The 15177-nt window shown below is 69.2% G+C and carries 14 protein-coding genes; 11 read left to right on the top strand and 3 right to left on the bottom strand.

From position 1 onward, the window contains the following. The first annotated feature begins 109 nt into the window (after window positions 1-109). The 3 genes from ACI6GS_RS17980 (at window position 110) to ACI6GS_RS17990 (ending at window position 2583) form a co-directional block, all read left to right on the top strand. A complete protein-coding gene (locus ACI6GS_RS17980) occupies window positions 110-1324 on the top strand; it encodes an NADP-dependent isocitrate dehydrogenase (protein ID WP_439814836.1) in 1215 nt (404 codons plus the stop codon). 175 nt (window positions 1325-1499) lie between these two features. Continuing rightward, window positions 1500-2045 carry a nucleoside 2-deoxyribosyltransferase gene (locus tag ACI6GS_RS17985; protein WP_439814837.1) on the top strand — a complete coding sequence of 182 codons (546 nt, stop codon included), beginning with the start codon at window positions 1500-1502 and terminating at the stop codon, window positions 2043-2045. 121 nt (window positions 2046-2166) lie between these two features. Then, entirely contained in the window at window positions 2167-2583 is a 417-nt protein-coding gene (locus ACI6GS_RS17990) for a phasin family protein (RefSeq protein WP_439814838.1), read from the top strand. A 32-nt stretch (window positions 2584-2615) separates the two neighbouring features. Here the strand turns inward: ACI6GS_RS17990 and ACI6GS_RS17995 are convergent, their stop codons facing one another. After that, window positions 2616-3632: an acyltransferase family protein gene (locus tag ACI6GS_RS17995; RefSeq protein ID WP_439814839.1), complete on the bottom strand. Its 1017-nt coding sequence runs from the start codon at window positions 3630-3632 to the stop codon at window positions 2616-2618. 169 nt (window positions 3633-3801) lie between these two features. Here ACI6GS_RS17995 and hpnC point away from each other — a divergent pair, with 169 nt between their 5' ends. The 7 genes from hpnC to ACI6GS_RS18030 all read left to right on the top strand — a co-directional run bounded on the left by hpnC (window position 3802) and on the right by ACI6GS_RS18030 (window position 11732). Then, on the top strand, window positions 3802-4677 hold the full coding sequence (gene hpnC / locus ACI6GS_RS18000; RefSeq protein WP_439814840.1) for a squalene synthase HpnC: 876 nt from the start codon (window positions 3802-3804) through the stop codon (window positions 4675-4677). A 49-nt stretch (window positions 4678-4726) separates the two neighbouring features. Beyond that, window positions 4727-5632 (top strand): lipid kinase, encoded by a 906-nt coding sequence (locus tag ACI6GS_RS18005; protein WP_439814841.1) that lies wholly within the window; start codon window positions 4727-4729, stop codon window positions 5630-5632. A gap of 31 nt (window positions 5633-5663) precedes the next feature. Next, window positions 5664-6827, top strand: a complete 1164-nt coding sequence (locus ACI6GS_RS18010; protein ID WP_439814842.1) for a glycosyltransferase — start codon at window positions 5664-5666, stop codon at window positions 6825-6827. 9 nt (window positions 6828-6836) lie between these two features. Continuing rightward, a complete protein-coding gene (hpnD, locus tag ACI6GS_RS18015; RefSeq protein WP_439814843.1) occupies window positions 6837-7724 on the top strand; it encodes a presqualene diphosphate synthase HpnD in 888 nt (295 codons plus the stop codon). A gap of 10 nt (window positions 7725-7734) precedes the next feature. Continuing rightward, window positions 7735-8949 (top strand): hydroxysqualene dehydroxylase HpnE, encoded by a 1215-nt coding sequence (gene hpnE, locus ACI6GS_RS18020; RefSeq protein ID WP_439814844.1) that lies wholly within the window; start codon window positions 7735-7737, stop codon window positions 8947-8949. Window positions 8950-9007: 58 nt separating this feature from the next. Continuing rightward, window positions 9008-10927 (top strand): squalene--hopene cyclase, encoded by a 1920-nt coding sequence (gene shc, locus ACI6GS_RS18025; RefSeq protein WP_439814845.1) that lies wholly within the window; start codon window positions 9008-9010, stop codon window positions 10925-10927. 79 nt (window positions 10928-11006) lie between these two features. Next, window positions 11007-11732, top strand: a complete 726-nt coding sequence (locus ACI6GS_RS18030; protein ID WP_439814846.1) for a phosphorylase family protein — start codon at window positions 11007-11009, stop codon at window positions 11730-11732. Here ACI6GS_RS18030 and hpnH read toward each other — a convergent pair. Both hpnH and ispH read right to left on the bottom strand, forming a co-directional pair. Then, on the bottom strand, window positions 11676-12845 hold the full coding sequence (hpnH, locus tag ACI6GS_RS18035; RefSeq protein ID WP_439814847.1) for an adenosyl-hopene transferase HpnH: 1170 nt from the start codon (window positions 12843-12845) through the stop codon (window positions 11676-11678). The genes ACI6GS_RS18030 and hpnH overlap by 57 nt on opposite strands. Window positions 12846-12967: 122 nt before the next feature. Then, window positions 12968-13909 (bottom strand): 4-hydroxy-3-methylbut-2-enyl diphosphate reductase, encoded by a 942-nt coding sequence (gene ispH, locus ACI6GS_RS18040; protein WP_439814848.1) that lies wholly within the window; start codon window positions 13907-13909, stop codon window positions 12968-12970. A 235-nt stretch (window positions 13910-14144) separates the two neighbouring features. Here ispH and hpnA point away from each other — a divergent pair, with 235 nt between their 5' ends. After that, on the top strand, window positions 14145-15134 hold the full coding sequence (gene hpnA / locus ACI6GS_RS18045; protein WP_439814849.1) for a hopanoid-associated sugar epimerase: 990 nt from the start codon (window positions 14145-14147) through the stop codon (window positions 15132-15134). The last annotated feature ends 43 nt before the right edge of the window (window positions 15135-15177 follow it).

Consider the following 15177-nt stretch of genomic DNA (forward strand, 5'->3'; position numbering starts at 1 on the left):
CCGCCGCGCGGCGCAGGGTGCTATAGACCCAGCCGGGTGGTCGCCCCGGCTGCCATCGCCGATGCGTCCTGCGTCGGTGTCTACTCGCCCCGGGGCAAGCGAGGAGCCGATGGACAAGATCAAGGTCGCAAACCCCGTCGTCGAGCTGGACGGCGACGAGATGACCCGCATTCTGTGGGACTTCATCAAGAAGCGCCTGATCCTGCCCTATCTCGACATCGACCTGCACTACTACGACCTGGGCATCGAGTACCGCGACCAGACCGAGGACAAGGTCACGGTCGAGGCGGCCGAGGCGATCAAGAAGTACGGCGTCGGGGTCAAGTGCGCGACCATCACCCCCGACGAGGCGCGGGTGAAGGAATTCAACCTCAAGAAGATGTGGAAGTCGCCCAACGGCACGATCCGCAACATCCTGGGCGGCACCGTCTTCCGTGCGCCGATCATCTGCCAGAACGTGCCGCGCCTGGTTGGCGGCTGGACCCGGCCCATCGTGATCGGCCGCCATGCCTTTGGCGACCAGTACGCGGCGACCGACTTCGTCGTCCCCGGCGCCGGCACGCTGACCATCACCTTCAAGCCCAAGGACGGCGGCGAGCCGATCGAGCGCACCGTGTTCAACTTCCCCGCCAGCGGCGTCGCCATGGGGATGTACAACCTGGACGAGTCGATCAAGGGCTTTGCCCGGGCGTGCCTCAACTACGGCCTGAACCTCAAGTGGCCGGTCTACCTCTCGACCAAGAACACGATCCTCAAGGCCTATGACGGCCGCTTCAAGGACCTGTTCCAAGAGGTTTTCGACGCCGAGTTCAAGGACCGTTTCAAGGCCGCGGGCATCGTCTACGAGCACCGCCTGATCGACGACATGGTGGCCTCCGCGCTCAAGTGGGACGGCGGCTTCGTCTGGGCGTGCAAGAACTATGACGGCGACGTTCAGTCCGATTCGGTGGCGCAGGGCTTCGGCTCGCTTGGCATGATGACCTCGGTCCTGCTCACCCCGGATGGTCAGACCGTGGAGGCTGAGGCCGCGCACGGCACCGTGACGCGCCACTACCGCGACCACCTGGCGGGCAAGAAGACCTCCACCAACCCGGTTGCCTCGATCTATGCCTGGACGGGTGGCCTCAAGCACCGGGCCAAGCTGGACGACAATGCGGCCCTGGCCAGCTTTGCCGACAAGCTGGAAAAGGTCTGCGTCGCCACGATCGAGGGCGGCGACATGACCAAGGACCTGGCGCTGCTGATTCGCGCCGACCATCCCTGGCTCACGACCGAGGACTTCCTGGCCAAGCTCGACGCCAACCTGCAGAAGGCGATCGGCTAGGTCGCGCAAGCATCCTTCGAGACGCGCACTCCTCAGGATGACGCCCGTTGTGATTTCTTGAGAAAAGCAACGGCGTCATGCCGAGGAGCGGCCCCCTTTCAGACGCCGCCTGCGGCGGCTCCTCAGGGCAAGCGGGACGCGTCTCGAAGCATCATTCCCAACGGTGCCGCCTGCGATGCGCAAGGTCTATCTCGCCGGGCCGGAGGTCTTCTGGCCCGACGCCGGCGCCATCGGCCAGGCCAAGCGCGCCCTGTGCGCGGAGGCCGGCTGGGTGGGCCTGTTCCCGCTCGATAACGACCTGGCCGTGGATGGCCTGGCGCCGCAAGCGGTGGCCCAGGCGATCTTCGACGCCAACATCGCCATGATCGCCCGCGCGGATGCCGTGATCGCCAATCTCAGCCCGTTTCGCGGGCCCGGGGCCGATCCGGGCACGGTGTTCGAGGTGGGCTTTGCCCACGCCCTGGGCAAGCCCGTGTTCGGCTATTCGGTGGAGGGCGGCAGCCTGCTCGACCGCACGCGCGCCCGCCTGCCCCTGACCCGGGCGGCAAGCGAGATGCGCGATCCGGATGGCGCCCTGGTCGAGGATTTCGGCCTGGCCGAGAACCTGATGATCGCCTGCGCGCTGGCCGCTCCCATGGTCCTGCCCCAGGCGGGCGACGCCGCCGATCTCAGGGGATTGGGCCTGTTCCGCCGCTGCCTGGCCCTGCTTGGGCTGCCCTGATCCTGCCGCCCTGAGCCATTGCCACGGCGGCCCAGCGGTATCCGGGAACCAGTTTCCCGCTTCCGTCTTCTCGCGCTGTGCGGTGCAACATGCGCCCCCCCGCCAGGAGACGAGGTCCCCGATGACGATCGAACGCAGCCTTTCCGAACTGGTCCCCGACGCCGCGGCCGCGATGCTGAAGCCGCCCTTCATGCCGGCCGCCGCCACCCCGACGGAGGCGATGGATCGCATCGCCGAGGCAACCCGCAGCGTCGTCGAGAAGGGCGAGGAAGCGACCCAGGCCGCGGCAGACACCGCGTCGCGCATGGTCCGCTCCGGCGCGGAAAGCACCGGGACCCTTGCCCACGCCACGCATGGCTTCTTCGACACGGCTGTCGCCGACCAGGTGGAGACGATGCAGCGCCTGATGGCCGTGCGCAGCATGCCGGAAGCCTGCCGCATCCAGGCCGAATACCTGAATCGCGCCATGGAGCGCTGGTTCGGCCTTGCCAGCCAGGTCACGCAGGCCATGGCCGGGCGGGTCGCCGCGGCGGACTAGCCCGCCGCCGACCAGGCCTGGAGGGCAGGCATTCAGGCGACCGCGACGGCGGGGGTCCGGCGCGGCGGCCGCGGCGTGGCGAAGCCGGCCAGGTGCAGGACGCCCAACCGCTCCAGCACCACGTGGGCGATGGCCGGCAGCAGCAGCCCGGCCGCCGTCGTCGCGATGACATAGGGCACCGGCTCAAGCGCGATGCCGCCCGCCGTCATCAGGATGCGCAGGCCCGACGTCGCCAGGATGTGCAGGACATAGATCGTCATCGACCGCTCGCCGAACCAGGCCAGGCCATGGGCCAGCGGTCCCTGGATCAGCTTGGACAGCAGCACGAACCAGGCCAGGCCCAGCAGCGCCATGGGCAGGACGATCATCCGGCTCATGGTCAGGCCGTATGCCATCCCGGTCGGCACGGCATAGGCGACGAACAGGGCCAATATGCCGCCGAACAGCAGCCAGCCCTCGCGCGGGCGCGGCGACCAGTTCAGGATGCGCGGCCCGATCAGCATGCCCAGGGCATAGAAGGACAGGCCCTCCGCCGTCTGGCCCACGATGTGGTCGACCGGAAACAGCGTCCAGACCGGATAGCCGATGACGACCACGGCCCACAGCAGCACGGCCTGACGGCGGAGCAGCACACCCATCAGGTGACAGACCGCCAGCGCATACAGGAACCAGAACTGACCGATGGGCGCCCAGCCGATCGACAGCAGGTCAGAGACCGAACCCGGATTGTTGACCGAGCGGTTGAAGAGCAGGACCAGCCCGCCCTGGATCAGCGACCACAGGAAATAGGGATAGACGATCGTCCAGGCCCGGGCCGTCAGGAACTTCTGCGTCCCCTTGGCCAGCGACGGCTCAAGCGCCATGCCGGCCAGCAGGAAGAACATGGGCATCATGAATGCGCCCAGCAGGTATTCCGTCCACAGGACAACGGCGCGGCCGTCGACCAGCGAGGCGTCAACAAGGCCTGACAGCGCGTGGTAGTAGACGACCAGGATGATTCCCATGCCGCGGCCGACATCGACCCAGATCAGTCGCCGCGCATTCACCATCCCTGCCCCACTCGCCAGCGCGCCCACCCCGGCGCGGTCACCTTCTGGCACAATCTGATACGCAAAAGATAAGATTTCGTTGTGCGTCCCAGCCCTGCCCCATCGGCTGAAAGGCCCGCTGTCACAGGCGCTTGTTGACGGCAAAGGTCCGTCCCTGCGACAAGCGGCCATGGGCATAGAGGCCGGGATCGACCGGGGGCCAGGCGCCCCGGCGGAGAAGAACGCGGGGACCGAGAACTTTCCCGTGGGCTCGCTGCTGATCGCGCCCGCCCTGCGGCCCACGGTCATGGCCTTCTATGACTTTGCCCGCGCCGCAGACGACATTGCCGACGACCCGACCCTGTCCCCGGACGAGAAGCTGTGCCGCCTGGATCGCTACGGCGCGGGGCTGCGCGGCGAGGCGGGGGGCGAGGGTCGCGGCCAGGCCCTGAAGGCGGCGCTGGACCGGGTCGGCGTGCCCACCCGGCATGGCCACGACCTGCTGGACGCGTTCCGCCAGGACGCGGTGAAGACGCGCTATGATGACGTCGCCGACCTGCTCGCCTATTGCAATCGTTCGGCCGCACCCGTCGGCCGCTTCCTGCTCGACCTGCATGGCGAGGACCGTGCCCTGTGGCCGGCATCGGACGCGCTGTGCAATGCGTTGCAGGTGATCAACCACCTGCAAGACTGTGGCGACGACCGGCGCGAGGTCGACCGCGTCTATATCCCCCTCGACGTGTTCGCGCGCCATGGTGCGACGGTGGAGGACCTGGACGGCGCGAAGGCGACGCCGGGCCTGCTGGCGGCAATCGGCGAGCTGACCGCACTGTCGGCAACGTTGCTGGACCGCGCCGCGCCGATGTGCGTCGCCCTGCGCAGCACGCGCCTAGCCCTCGAATCGGCGGCGATCATCGCCCTGGCGCGCGACCTGGTGCGGCGGCTGGAGCGCGGCGACCCGCTGTGCCAGCGCCTGAAGCCGTCGCGCCCCGGGATGCTCGGCATCGCCACGCGCGGTGTCGCCGCAACGATCATGCGGCGCACCATCGCGGGCCGGAACCGGTGAGGCGGCGCCGCCGTTCCCTTGTCCATCGCCGCCCAACCCCCGGTCCTTGATGCGCGCCCTCCTCCTGGTGAACGCCAACAGCCGGCGCGGTGCCGAACTGCTCGACAGCGCCCGCTCCGGGCTCAAGGACGCGGGCTTCAGCCCGGTCTATGTCGAATGCACCGACCGGGACGACCTGTCGCCGGCCATCCTGCGCAACGCGGACAAGGCCGACCTGATCGTCGTCGGCGGCGGCGACGGCACGCTCAGCGCCGCGGCGCGGGGTGTCGCCGAATCGGGCCTGCCCATGGGCATCCTGCCAACCGGCACGGCCAACGACCTGGCGCGCACGCTGGGCCTGCCGCTGGACCTGCCGGGCGCGATCGCCGTCATCGCCGAGGGCGTCCGCCGCCGCATCGACCTGGGCCTGGTGAACGACCAGCCGTTCTTCAACGTGGCATCCCTGGGCCTCAGCGCCGAACTGGCCAAGGCGATCACGCCGGACATCAAGCGTCGCTTCGGCCGCTTCGGCTATGCCGTGGCGGCGGCCCGCGTGTTGACCCGCGCGCGGCCGATGACGGCCACGATCACGCATCCAGGCGGCACCGAGCGGGTGCGCACCTATCAGATCGCGGTCGGCAATGGCGTGTTCTATGGCGGGGGCAACGCGGTCGCCGCCGATGCCGCGATCGACGACCAGAAGCTGGACCTCTACAGCCTGGAACTGCACCAGTTGTGGAAGCTGGTGCTGATGGCCAAGTCGTTCCGCGAGGGGCGTCACGGCGACTGGGCCGAGGTGCGCGCGATCCGGGCGGGCGAGTTCGTGGTGACGACCCGGCGCCCCCGCTCCGTCAACGCCGATGGCGAACTGATCACCAAGACGCCCGCCCGCTTCTCCGTCTGGGCCAAGGCGCTGGAGGTGTTCGTGCCCAGGCCCGAAGACGACCATCCGGACGGGGCCGAAGCGCGCGGTTGACCGCCAGGCCCCGGCCTGCCATAGGGCCGGAATGCTGATCCTGCTGGCGCTGCTTCCGGTTGCGGCCTGGACCTTTCTGCTGCTCTTCCGCGGCCGCTTCTGGGCCGCCGACCAGCGCCTGCCGCCGGCCCGGCACGACGGACCCCATGTGATCGCCGTCGTGCCCGCGCGGGATGAGGCGGACGTGATTGGCGGCTGCATTGCCGGGCTCCTGGCCCAGACGCACCAGCCCCCCATCCGCGTGATCCTGGTCGACGACGGCAGCAGCGACGGCACCGCCGACCGCGCCCGGGCCGCGGACGACGGGACCGGCCGCCTTGAGATCATTGGGGGCGCTCCCCGCCCGCCGGGCTGGACCGGCAAGCTGTGGGCCGTGTCGCAAGGCGTCGCCCGCGCCAGCGCGGCCGGGCCCGACTACATCTGGCTGTCCGACGCCGACATCCATCATGGGGCCGACGTCGGCGCCAGCCTGGTGGCCAAGGCGGAGGCCGAGGGCCGGGTCCTTACCTCGCTCATGGTGCGGCTGCATTGCCGCTCTGCGATCGAGAAGCTGGGCATCCCCGCCTTCGTCTTCTTTTTCCAGAAGCTTTATCCCTTTCCCTGGGCCAATGACCCGCGCCGGCGCATGGCGGCGGCCGCGGGTGGCTGCATGCTGGTGAAGCGGTCGGCCCTTGAAGCCGCAGGCGGCATCGCGTCGATCCGCGGCGACCTGATCGACGATTGCGCCCTCGCCCGGCGGCTGAAGCCGCACGGGCCGATCTGGCTGGGCCTGGCCGAGGCCAGTGCCAGCCTGCGGCCCTATACCTTCGCCGACCTGTGGAAGATGGTCGCGCGCAGTGCCTTCCACCAGCTGCACTATTCCGCCCTGCTGCTGGCCGGCACGGTGCTCGGCATGGTGCTGCTCTACCTGCTGGCGCCGGGCCTGCTGGTCTGGGGCATGGCCAGCGGCCAGGGGCTGATCGCCCTTCTGGGGGGCCTGGGCTGCGCACTGATGGCGACGGCCTATTGGCCGACGGTGCGCTATTACGGCCTTGCTCCGCCCTGGGCGCTCTGCGTGCCCCTGGCGGGCACGCTCTATACGCTGATGACACTCGATTCGGCACGGCGGCACTGGCTGGGCCGGGGCGGCGAGTGGAAGGGTCGCGTGCAGGGCGGCGTCGAAGGTGGCCTTGCGGACAAGGAAGGCAGTGCCTAGAAACCCGCCATGAGTGCGACCGAGGTCCAGCCCGCCCAACCCCAGGAGCCATCGCCCACCGCAGCGGCCGACGCCGCGGAGGTGCGCGCGGTCGTCATGGAGTCCGGCACGTCGTTCCTGGCCGCGATGCGCATGCTGCCCAAGGCGCGGCGCGAGGGGATGTACGCGATCTATGCCTTCTGCCGCATGGTCGACGATGTGGTGGACGAGCCCAAGACCAAGGAGCAGCGCGATGCCGAGCTGGCCTGGTGGCGGGCGGAGGTGGTGCGCGTCTACCAGGGCCGGCCGACCGGCGCCATCGGGCGCGAGATGCTGCGCGCGGTGCAGCGCTTCGACCTGGTCCAGGCTGATTTCGAGGCGGTGATCGACGGCATGGCAATGGATGCCGACGTCGCCATCCGTGGTCCCAGCATGGCCGACCTGGACCTTTACTGCGCGCGGGTGGCGGGTGCGGTCGGCCTGCTGTCGGTCCGCGTCTTCGGTGCAGGCGGGGCCTATGGCGCGCGCATGGCCGAGGCGCTGGGCCGGGCGCTTCAGCTCACCAACATCCTGCGCGATCTGGGCGAGGATGCGGAGCTGGGCCGCCTCTACCTCCCGGCGGAGCTGCTCGACCGGCACGGCATCCGCACCCGCGACCCCAAGGCGGTGATCGTCCACCCTGCCCTGCCAGGCGTCTGCCGCGACTTGGCGGAGCAGGCCCAGAGCCATTTCCGCGCCGCGCGGGCGGCCATGGATCATTGTCCCCGCCGCGCCGTGCGGCCCGCCCGCGTCATGATGGAAGTGTATCGCCGGATCCTGGACCGCCTGCTGGCGGACGGCTGGCGCAATCCGGCCCGCAAGGTCAGCCTGCCCAAGGCGACCAAGCTGTGGGTCGCGCTCCGCTACGGCCTGGTCTGAGCAGGTCGGCTTGAACGGCACGGTCCATGTCATCGGCGCCGGCCTGGCGGGCCTGGCGGCCGCTGTCCGCCTGGTCGAAGGCGGACGCCGCGTGGCGCTGTACGAGGCGGCAGGCCATGCGGGCGGGCGCTGCCGGACGTTCTTCGATGCCGGCCTGGGCATCGAGATCGACAACGGCAACCACCTGATCCTGGGCGCCAATCCGGCCGTCTTCTCGTTCTGCCGCACGATCGGCTCCGGCGACCAGCTGCTGGGCCTGCCCATTGCCTTTCCCTTCGTGGACCTGGCGACCGGCCGGCGCTGGACCTTGCGCCCCGGGCGCAGCCGCGCGCCGCTGTGGCTGTTCGACGCCAGCCGCCGCGTGCCCGGCACGCGCGTGACCGACTACCTGGACGGCCTGCACCTGATGACCGCCCGGGCCAGCGCAACGGTCGCCAGCCGCGTCCGCCGCGGCCCGCTCTATGACCGCCTGTGGGAGCCGTTGACCGTCGCCGTCCTCAACGCGTCACCAGAGGAAGGGACGGCGCGCCTGCTGGGTCGCGTCTTCCGCGAAACCTTCGCCAAGGGCGGCGACGCCTGCCGCCCCTACCTCACCCGGCGCGGCCTGGGTCCGGCCCTGGTCGATCCCGCCGTGGCCTGGCTGGAGCACAAGGGAGCCGCCATCCGCTTCAACACGCGGCTCAAGGCGCTGGACCCCGCCGCGCTGGACTTCGGCCCCGACGGGCAGGTCGCGCTGGCCCCCGGGGACCGCGTGATCCTGGCCGTGCCGCCGCCCATCCTGGCCACCCTGCTGCCTGGAATGGCGCTGCCGCAAGGCAGCCGCGCCATCGTCAACGTCCACTACCGCCTGGACCAGGATGCCGCGGAGCCATCGCTGACGGGCTTGGTGGGCGGCATCGCCCAATGGGTCTTCCGGCGCGAGCGCATCGCCTCCGTCACCGTCAGTGCCGCCGACGCCCTGGCCGAACAGCCGGCCGAGGCGATCGCCGCCCGCGTCTGGCCGGAAGTGGCGGCGGCGCTGGACCTGACCCAGGACCAGCCGCCGGCCCGCGTCATCAAGGAGAAGCGGGCGACCTTCCTCCAGACGCCAGCGAATGAGGTGCTGCGCCCTGGCACGCGGGACGTGCCGCCCTGGCTGCTGGCGGGTGACTTCACGGACACAGGTCTGCCGGCAACCATAGAGGGGGCAATCCGCTCAGGCTTTGCCGCGGCCCAGGCTGCTTGATCTGCGCTCCGCGCCATGGCAATAGGCGCGATTACCCAACCAGAGCACCCAAGCAAAAATGGATTCTGCTGCCCTCGCCGAGCTGGATTCGACCATTACCGACGTCCGCGAGACCCTGAAGAACAAGCAGGGCAAGGACGGCCATTGGGTTTTCGAGCTGGAGGCGGATGCGACCATCCCCGCCGAATACATCATGCTCGAGCACTATTTGGACATGATCGACGCGCCCGTGCAGCAGAAGCTGGCGGTCTATCTGCGCGAGATCCAGGGCGAACATGGCGGCTGGCCGCTCTATCACGCGGGCGACCTCAACGTCTCGGCCAGCGTCAAGGCCTACTACGCGCTGAAGCTTGCGGGCGACAGCCCGGACGCACCCCACATGGTCAAGGCGCGCAACGCGATCCTGGCGCATGGCGGCGCCGGCGCCGTCAACGTCTTCACCCGCATCGCCCTGGCCCTGTTCGGGCAGCTGCCCTGGTCCGCCGTGCCCACCATGCCGGTCGAGATCATGCATCTGCCGCGCTGGTTCCCGTTCCACCTGGACAAGGTGTCGTACTGGTCCCGCACGGTCATCGTGCCGCTGCTGATCCTGATGTCGCTGCGCCCGCGCGCCCGGAACCGCAGCGGCATCGGCATTGCCGAGCTGTTCCTGGCCTCACCCGCCGACCAGCCGCCGCCGCTGCCCAATCCGCAGAATTCCGGCTGGGGTACCTTCTTCCTGGGCCTGGACAAGGTGCTCAAGGTGGTGGAGCCCGGCTTCCCCAAGGCGGTGCGCCAGCGCGCGGTCGACAAGGCACTGGCCTTCATCAAGGAACGCCTGAATGGCGAGGACGGCCTGGGCGCCATCTTCCCCGCGATGGCCAACACCGTCATGGCCTATGACGCACTGGGCTATGCCAAGGACCATCCCGACCGGGCCATCGCCTGGGCCTCGATCCGCAAGCTGCTGGTGCTGGAGGAGCATCGCGGCTATTGCCAGCCCTGCCTGTCGCCGATCTGGGACACGTCCCTGATGACCCACGCCTTGCTCGAGGCAGGCGAGCCGGCCGACAGCCCGGCGATCAAGGGCTCGCTCGACTGGCTGGTGAAGCGGCAGGTGACGGACGTGGTCGGCGACTGGGCCGTCCGCCGCCCCGGCCTGCGCCCCGGCGGCTGGGCCTTCCAGTACAACAACCCGCACTATCCGGACGTCGACGACACCGCCGTGGTCGCCATGGTGCTGGACCGTGCCGGCCACGCCGACCACAAGGAGTCGATTGCCCGGGCAGAGGAATGGGTGATCGGCATGCAGTCCGCCAATGGCGGCTGGGGCGCGTTCGACGCCGAGAACGACAAGCACTACCTAAACCACATCCCCTTCTCGGACCATGGCGCGCTGCTCGACCCGCCGACGGCCGACGTTTCCGCCCGCTGCCTGTCCATGCTGGCCCAGCTGGGGCGCAAGGCGGGCGACCCCGTGGTCGATCGCGCGGTCGCCTATCTGCGCAAGGAGCAGGAGCCGGACGGGTCCTGGTTCGGCCGCTGGGGCACCAATTATGTCTATGGCACCTGGTCGGTGCTCTGCGCCCTCAACGCCATCGACATCGACGCCCAGGACCCCATGGTGCGCAAGGCCGTGCAGTACCTGGTCGGCAAGCAGAACCGCGATGGCGGCTGGGGCGAGGACGGCGAGACCTACTGGACCGACAAGAAGCACGTGGCAAAGGCATCGACCCCGTCGCAGACGGCCTGGGCCCTGATGGGCCTGATGGCGGCGGGCGAGACGGAGCACCCGGCGACCGAGCGCGGCGTGAAATGGCTGATGCAGCACCCGCGCAAGGAAGGCCGCTGGACCGAGGACCTGTTTACCGCGGTCGGCTTCCCGCGCGTCTTCTACCTGCGCTACCACGGCTACGCCCAGTATTTCCCCCTCTGGGCGCTGGCGCGCTACCGCAACCTGAAGACCGGCAACAGCCAGCGCGTCCTGCACGGGATGTGAGCCCACTCCCTCTCCCGTCCGCAGGATGGGGGAGGGCCGGGGTGGGGGCAGTGTCCCGCATTCTCTCCTGGAGCGCCCGTTGACCCGGCACACCATCGCCCCCACCCAACCCTCCCCCATCCTGCGGACGGGGGAGGGCTCGATTGGTTTCGTCGTGGGGCTGGCGGCGGAGGCGAGACGACTGGCGCCGCATCCGCTCGTCGCACAGGCGGGGGGCAATACGGAGCGCGCCCAGGCCGGCGCACGCGACCTGGCAAGCCAGGGTGCCACGGCACTGGTCAGCTTCGGCCTGGCCGGAGGCCTGGATCCGGCGCTGAAACCCGGCGACCTCATCCTCGCCACGCATATCCTGGCGCCCGACGGCACGCCCCTGCCCTGCGATGCCGCTCTGGTCGCCCGCCTTCATGCCCTGCTGCCGCAGGCGAAACCGGGCGTCATCCTGGGCTCACCCACAATCGTCGCCAGCGCTGCGGACAAGGCACGCCTCTACCAGCGGCACGGCGCCTTGGCGCTCGACATGGAAAGCCATGGCATGGCGACAGCGGCACAGGCGCTCGGCCTGCCTTTCACCGCGCTCCGCGCGGTCTGCGACCCGGCCGACCGGGCGCTGCCGCCCGCGGCCCTGACCGCCCTGACGCCGGAGGGCGAGGAGCGTCCCCTGGCGCCGGTATGGGCGGCGCTGCGTGCGCCCGCCCAGATCCCCGACCTGATCGCGCTGGGCCGCTGTTCGGCCAGCGCGTTCAAGACCTTAGGCGGCGTCGCTCGCAGCCTGCTCCAGGCGGGCCTGCTTGGCGGCAGGCGCTGAGTGGGAGGTTTCCTTCAGGAACTGCTGCAGGTTGCGGTCGAAGACATACTCGGCCTTGCGCTGGCCGGCCATTGAGACTTCGGGCGCCATCGGGCCCTCCGTCTTGATGCCCTTGAGCGCCACGGCCAGTGCCTTCCACGGCCGCTTCGTCGTGTCGGCGACGGCCGTCCCCTCGTACCCGCAATGGACCATGCAGTCGGCGCACTTCTCATAGGCGCCGGTGCCATAGCGCTCCCACTCGGTCTCTTCCATCAGCTGCTTGAACGTCGGCACATAGCCCTCGCCCAGCAGGTAGCACGGCCGCTGCCAGCCGAACACGTTGCGCGTCGGCATCGACCAGGGGGAGCAGTGATAGGTCTGGTTGCCGGCCAGGAAGTCGAAGAACAGGCTGGTGCCGACGATCGGCCACTTCTTCTTGCGGTTCTTCTGGGCCGCGAAGATCGTGCGGAACGTCTCCTTGGTCTGCGTCCGGTTCAGGAAGTGCTGCTGGTCGGGCGCCCGCTCATAGGCATAGCCGGGCGAGACGGTGATGCCGTCGATGCCCAGGCCCTCGACATAGTCGAAGAACTCGGTGACGCGCTCGGGCTTCGCATTGTTGAACAACGTGCAGTTCACGTTGACGCGGAAGCCCTTCTCCTTGGCCAACTTGATCGCCTTCACGGCGCGCTTGAATACGCCCTTCTGGTCGACCGCGTGGTCGTGCTCATCCTCCAGCCCATCCAGGTGGATCGAGAAGGTGAGATAAGGACTTGGCTTGAAAAGGTGAAGCTTCTTCTCAAGCAGCAGGGCGTTCGTGCACAGGATCACGAACTTCTTGCGGGCGATGATGCCCTCGACGATCTCGCCGATCTCCTTGTGCAGCAGGGGCTCGCCGCCGGGAATGGAGACGGTGGGCGCGCCGCATTCGTCAACCGCGTCCAGGCATTCCTTGACGGACAGGCGGCGGGCCAGGATCTCGTCCGGATAGTCGATCTTGCCGCAGCCGGGACAGGCCAGGTTGCACTGGTAGAGCGGCTCCAGCATCAGCACGAGCGGATAGCGCTCGCGGCCCGCCAGGCGCTGCTTCATCACATAGGCGCCGGTGCGCACGATCTGGATCAGAGGAATGCCCAAGGAGGCGTCCTTTCGCCGTTGCGGGGCAGGCCATCCCAGGCACGGACCCCGGCACATCTCATCGCGAAACAGTCAACGCAGACACAATACAGGCCGTGCCGGCCCCGCAACGGGGCCAGTCGTCAGGCCAGAAGCACGTCCGGAAGCTTGAAACGCACGTTCTCTTCAACACCGGCAAGACCCGCAATCTCGATCTCGCCAAAGTCGCGCAAGCGCTCGATCACGCCCTGCACCAGTTCCTCGGGCGCAGAGGCACCCGCCGTAAGGCCGACCACCGCCTTGCCCGCGAACCACGCCCCCTGCAACTCGCTGGCGTCGTTGACCAGGTACGAGGGCAGGCCCATCTCGGCCCCGATCTCGCGCAGGCGGTTCGAGTTGGAACTGTTCCGCGCGCCCACCACCACCAGCACGTCGACATGGGAGACAAGCTCGCGCACGGCCGTCTGGCGGTTCTGGGTGGCGTAGCAGATATCGCGCACGTCCGGCCCCACGATCGCCGGAAAGCGCTCCTTCAGCGCGTCGATCACCGCCCGGGTATCGTCGACGCTCAGCGTCGTCTGGGTCACATAGGACAGCTTTGCCGGATCCTTGACCTCAAGCGCGGCGACATCGGCCACTTCCGACACCAGAAGGACGCCGCCAGGAATGCGGCCGCGCGTGCCTTCCACCTCGGGATGGCCCTCGTGCCCGATCAGGATCACCTCGTAGCCGCGCTGGGCGTAGCGCTGGCCTTCCTTGTGCACCTTCGAGACCAGCGGGCAGGTCGCATCGAGCACGGGCAGGCCGCGCTCGTTGGCGACGTTCTCGACCACCTCGGCCACGCCATGGGCGCTGAACACCGTCACCGCCCCATCGGGAACCTGGTGCAGTTCCTCGACGAACACGGCCCCCTTGGCGCGCAGCGTCTCGACCACATGCTTGTTGTGGACGATCTCGTGACGCACATAGACGGGAGGCCCGTACTTGGCCAGCGCCCGCTCGACGATGTCGATGGCGCGCTCCACGCCTGCGCAGAACCCGCGCGGCTGGGCCAGCAGGACCTTGAGCTTGGGAGTCTGATCCATACCCACTTCACGATGTCCGAGTCGGACGAGGCGGCTCCTGCCGCATGTGCGAAGTCCATAGCATGAGACGCCTCAGGGCTCCAACCCCGCGGAAAGTGTGGGTTTGGCAATACACGCCGGGTGTCGCGCCGCTGCATCGACACGGGCTTGGCAGGGTATGCGGCGCTGCTGCGGCGGGCTGACCTGGTGAGATGGACCGGCTATGGTCGCGCCGCATGACTGATCCGGGTACTTCATGACGATCGCGGTGACCGGTGCGACCGGGTTCGTGGGCTCTGCCGTGGCCAGGGCACTGCTGCGCCAAGGGCACGCGGTGCGCGTGCTGGCGAGGCCGGGGGGTGACCGACGCAACCTGGATGGCCTCGACGTCCAGGTGGTCGAGGGCGACCTGCTCGACCCCCGCAGCCTGAAGCCGCTGGTCCAGGGGGTGGGCGCCCTCTACCACGTCGCCGCCGACTACCGCCTGTGGGTGCGCGACCCCGACGCCATGCTGCGCGCCAATGTCGACGGCACCCGGGCCCTGCTGCGCGAGGCGGCCGAGGCCGGGGTCAGCCGCATCGTCTACACCTCCTCCGTGGCGACGCTGGGCATCGACCCCGGCGGCCGACCCGCGGACGAGACGACGCCGGTCGGACTGTCGGACATGGTCGGCATCTACAAGCGTTCCAAGTACCTGGCGGAACAGGCGGTCCTGGAACTGGTGGCGGCCGGCGCCCCGGTCGTGATCGTCAACCCCTCGACGCCCATCGGCCCGCGCGACGTGAAGCCGACGCCGACCGGCCGCATCCTGGTCGAGGCGGCGATGGGCCGGATGCCCGCCTTCGTCGATACGGGGCTCAATCTCGTCCATGTCGACGACGTGGCCCAGGGGCACCTGCTGGCCGCCGAGCGCGGGGCCATTGGCGCGCGCTACATCCTGGGGGGCGAGGACATGACCCTGGGTGCCATCCTGCGCGCGGTCGCCGCCCAGTGCGGGCGAAGGCCGCCGGTGGTCCAGCTGCCGCATGCCGTGGTCCTGCCCATCGCCTACGTCTCGGAGGCGATCGCGCGCCTGACCGGCGGCGAGCCCTTCGCCACGGTCGACGGCGTGCGCATGTCGAAGAAGCGCATGTTCTTCTCGCACGCCAAGGCCACGGCGGACCTGGGCTACCAGCCCCGCCCGGCGCTCCAGGCGATCGTCGACGCGCTGTCCTGGTTCCGGGCCAACGGCTACATCCGCCGCTGATCCCGCGTCGATTGCGGCATAGCCGCGCGACAGGCCCGCCGCC

The sequence above is a fragment of the Zavarzinia sp. CC-PAN008 genome (assembly GCF_051903925.1).
Classification (GTDB): Bacteria; Pseudomonadota; Alphaproteobacteria; order Zavarziniales; family Zavarziniaceae.

Coding starts and splice junctions, on each gene's coding strand:
- ACI6GS_RS17995 (WP_439814839.1), bottom strand. CDS start 3,632: ATGGTGAATGCGCGGCGACTGATCTGGGTCGATGTCGGCCGCGGCATG.
- ACI6GS_RS17990 (WP_439814838.1), top strand. CDS start 2,167: ATGACGATCGAACGCAGCCTTTCCGAACTGGTCCCCGACGCCGCGGCC.
- ACI6GS_RS18005 (WP_439814841.1), top strand. CDS start 4,727: ATGCGCGCCCTCCTCCTGGTGAACGCCAACAGCCGGCGCGGTGCCGAA.
- ACI6GS_RS17980 (WP_439814836.1), top strand. CDS start 110: ATGGACAAGATCAAGGTCGCAAACCCCGTCGTCGAGCTGGACGGCGAC.
- shc (WP_439814845.1), top strand. CDS start 9,008: ATGGATTCTGCTGCCCTCGCCGAGCTGGATTCGACCATTACCGACGTC.
- hpnD (WP_439814843.1), top strand. CDS start 6,837: ATGAGTGCGACCGAGGTCCAGCCCGCCCAACCCCAGGAGCCATCGCCC.
- ACI6GS_RS18010 (WP_439814842.1), top strand. CDS start 5,664: ATGCTGATCCTGCTGGCGCTGCTTCCGGTTGCGGCCTGGACCTTTCTG.
- hpnA (WP_439814849.1), top strand. CDS start 14,145: ATGACGATCGCGGTGACCGGTGCGACCGGGTTCGTGGGCTCTGCCGTG.
- hpnC (WP_439814840.1), top strand. CDS start 3,802: ATGGGCATAGAGGCCGGGATCGACCGGGGGCCAGGCGCCCCGGCGGAG.
- ispH (WP_439814848.1), bottom strand. CDS start 13,909: ATGGATCAGACTCCCAAGCTCAAGGTCCTGCTGGCCCAGCCGCGCGGG.
- ACI6GS_RS17985 (WP_439814837.1), top strand. CDS start 1,500: ATGCGCAAGGTCTATCTCGCCGGGCCGGAGGTCTTCTGGCCCGACGCC.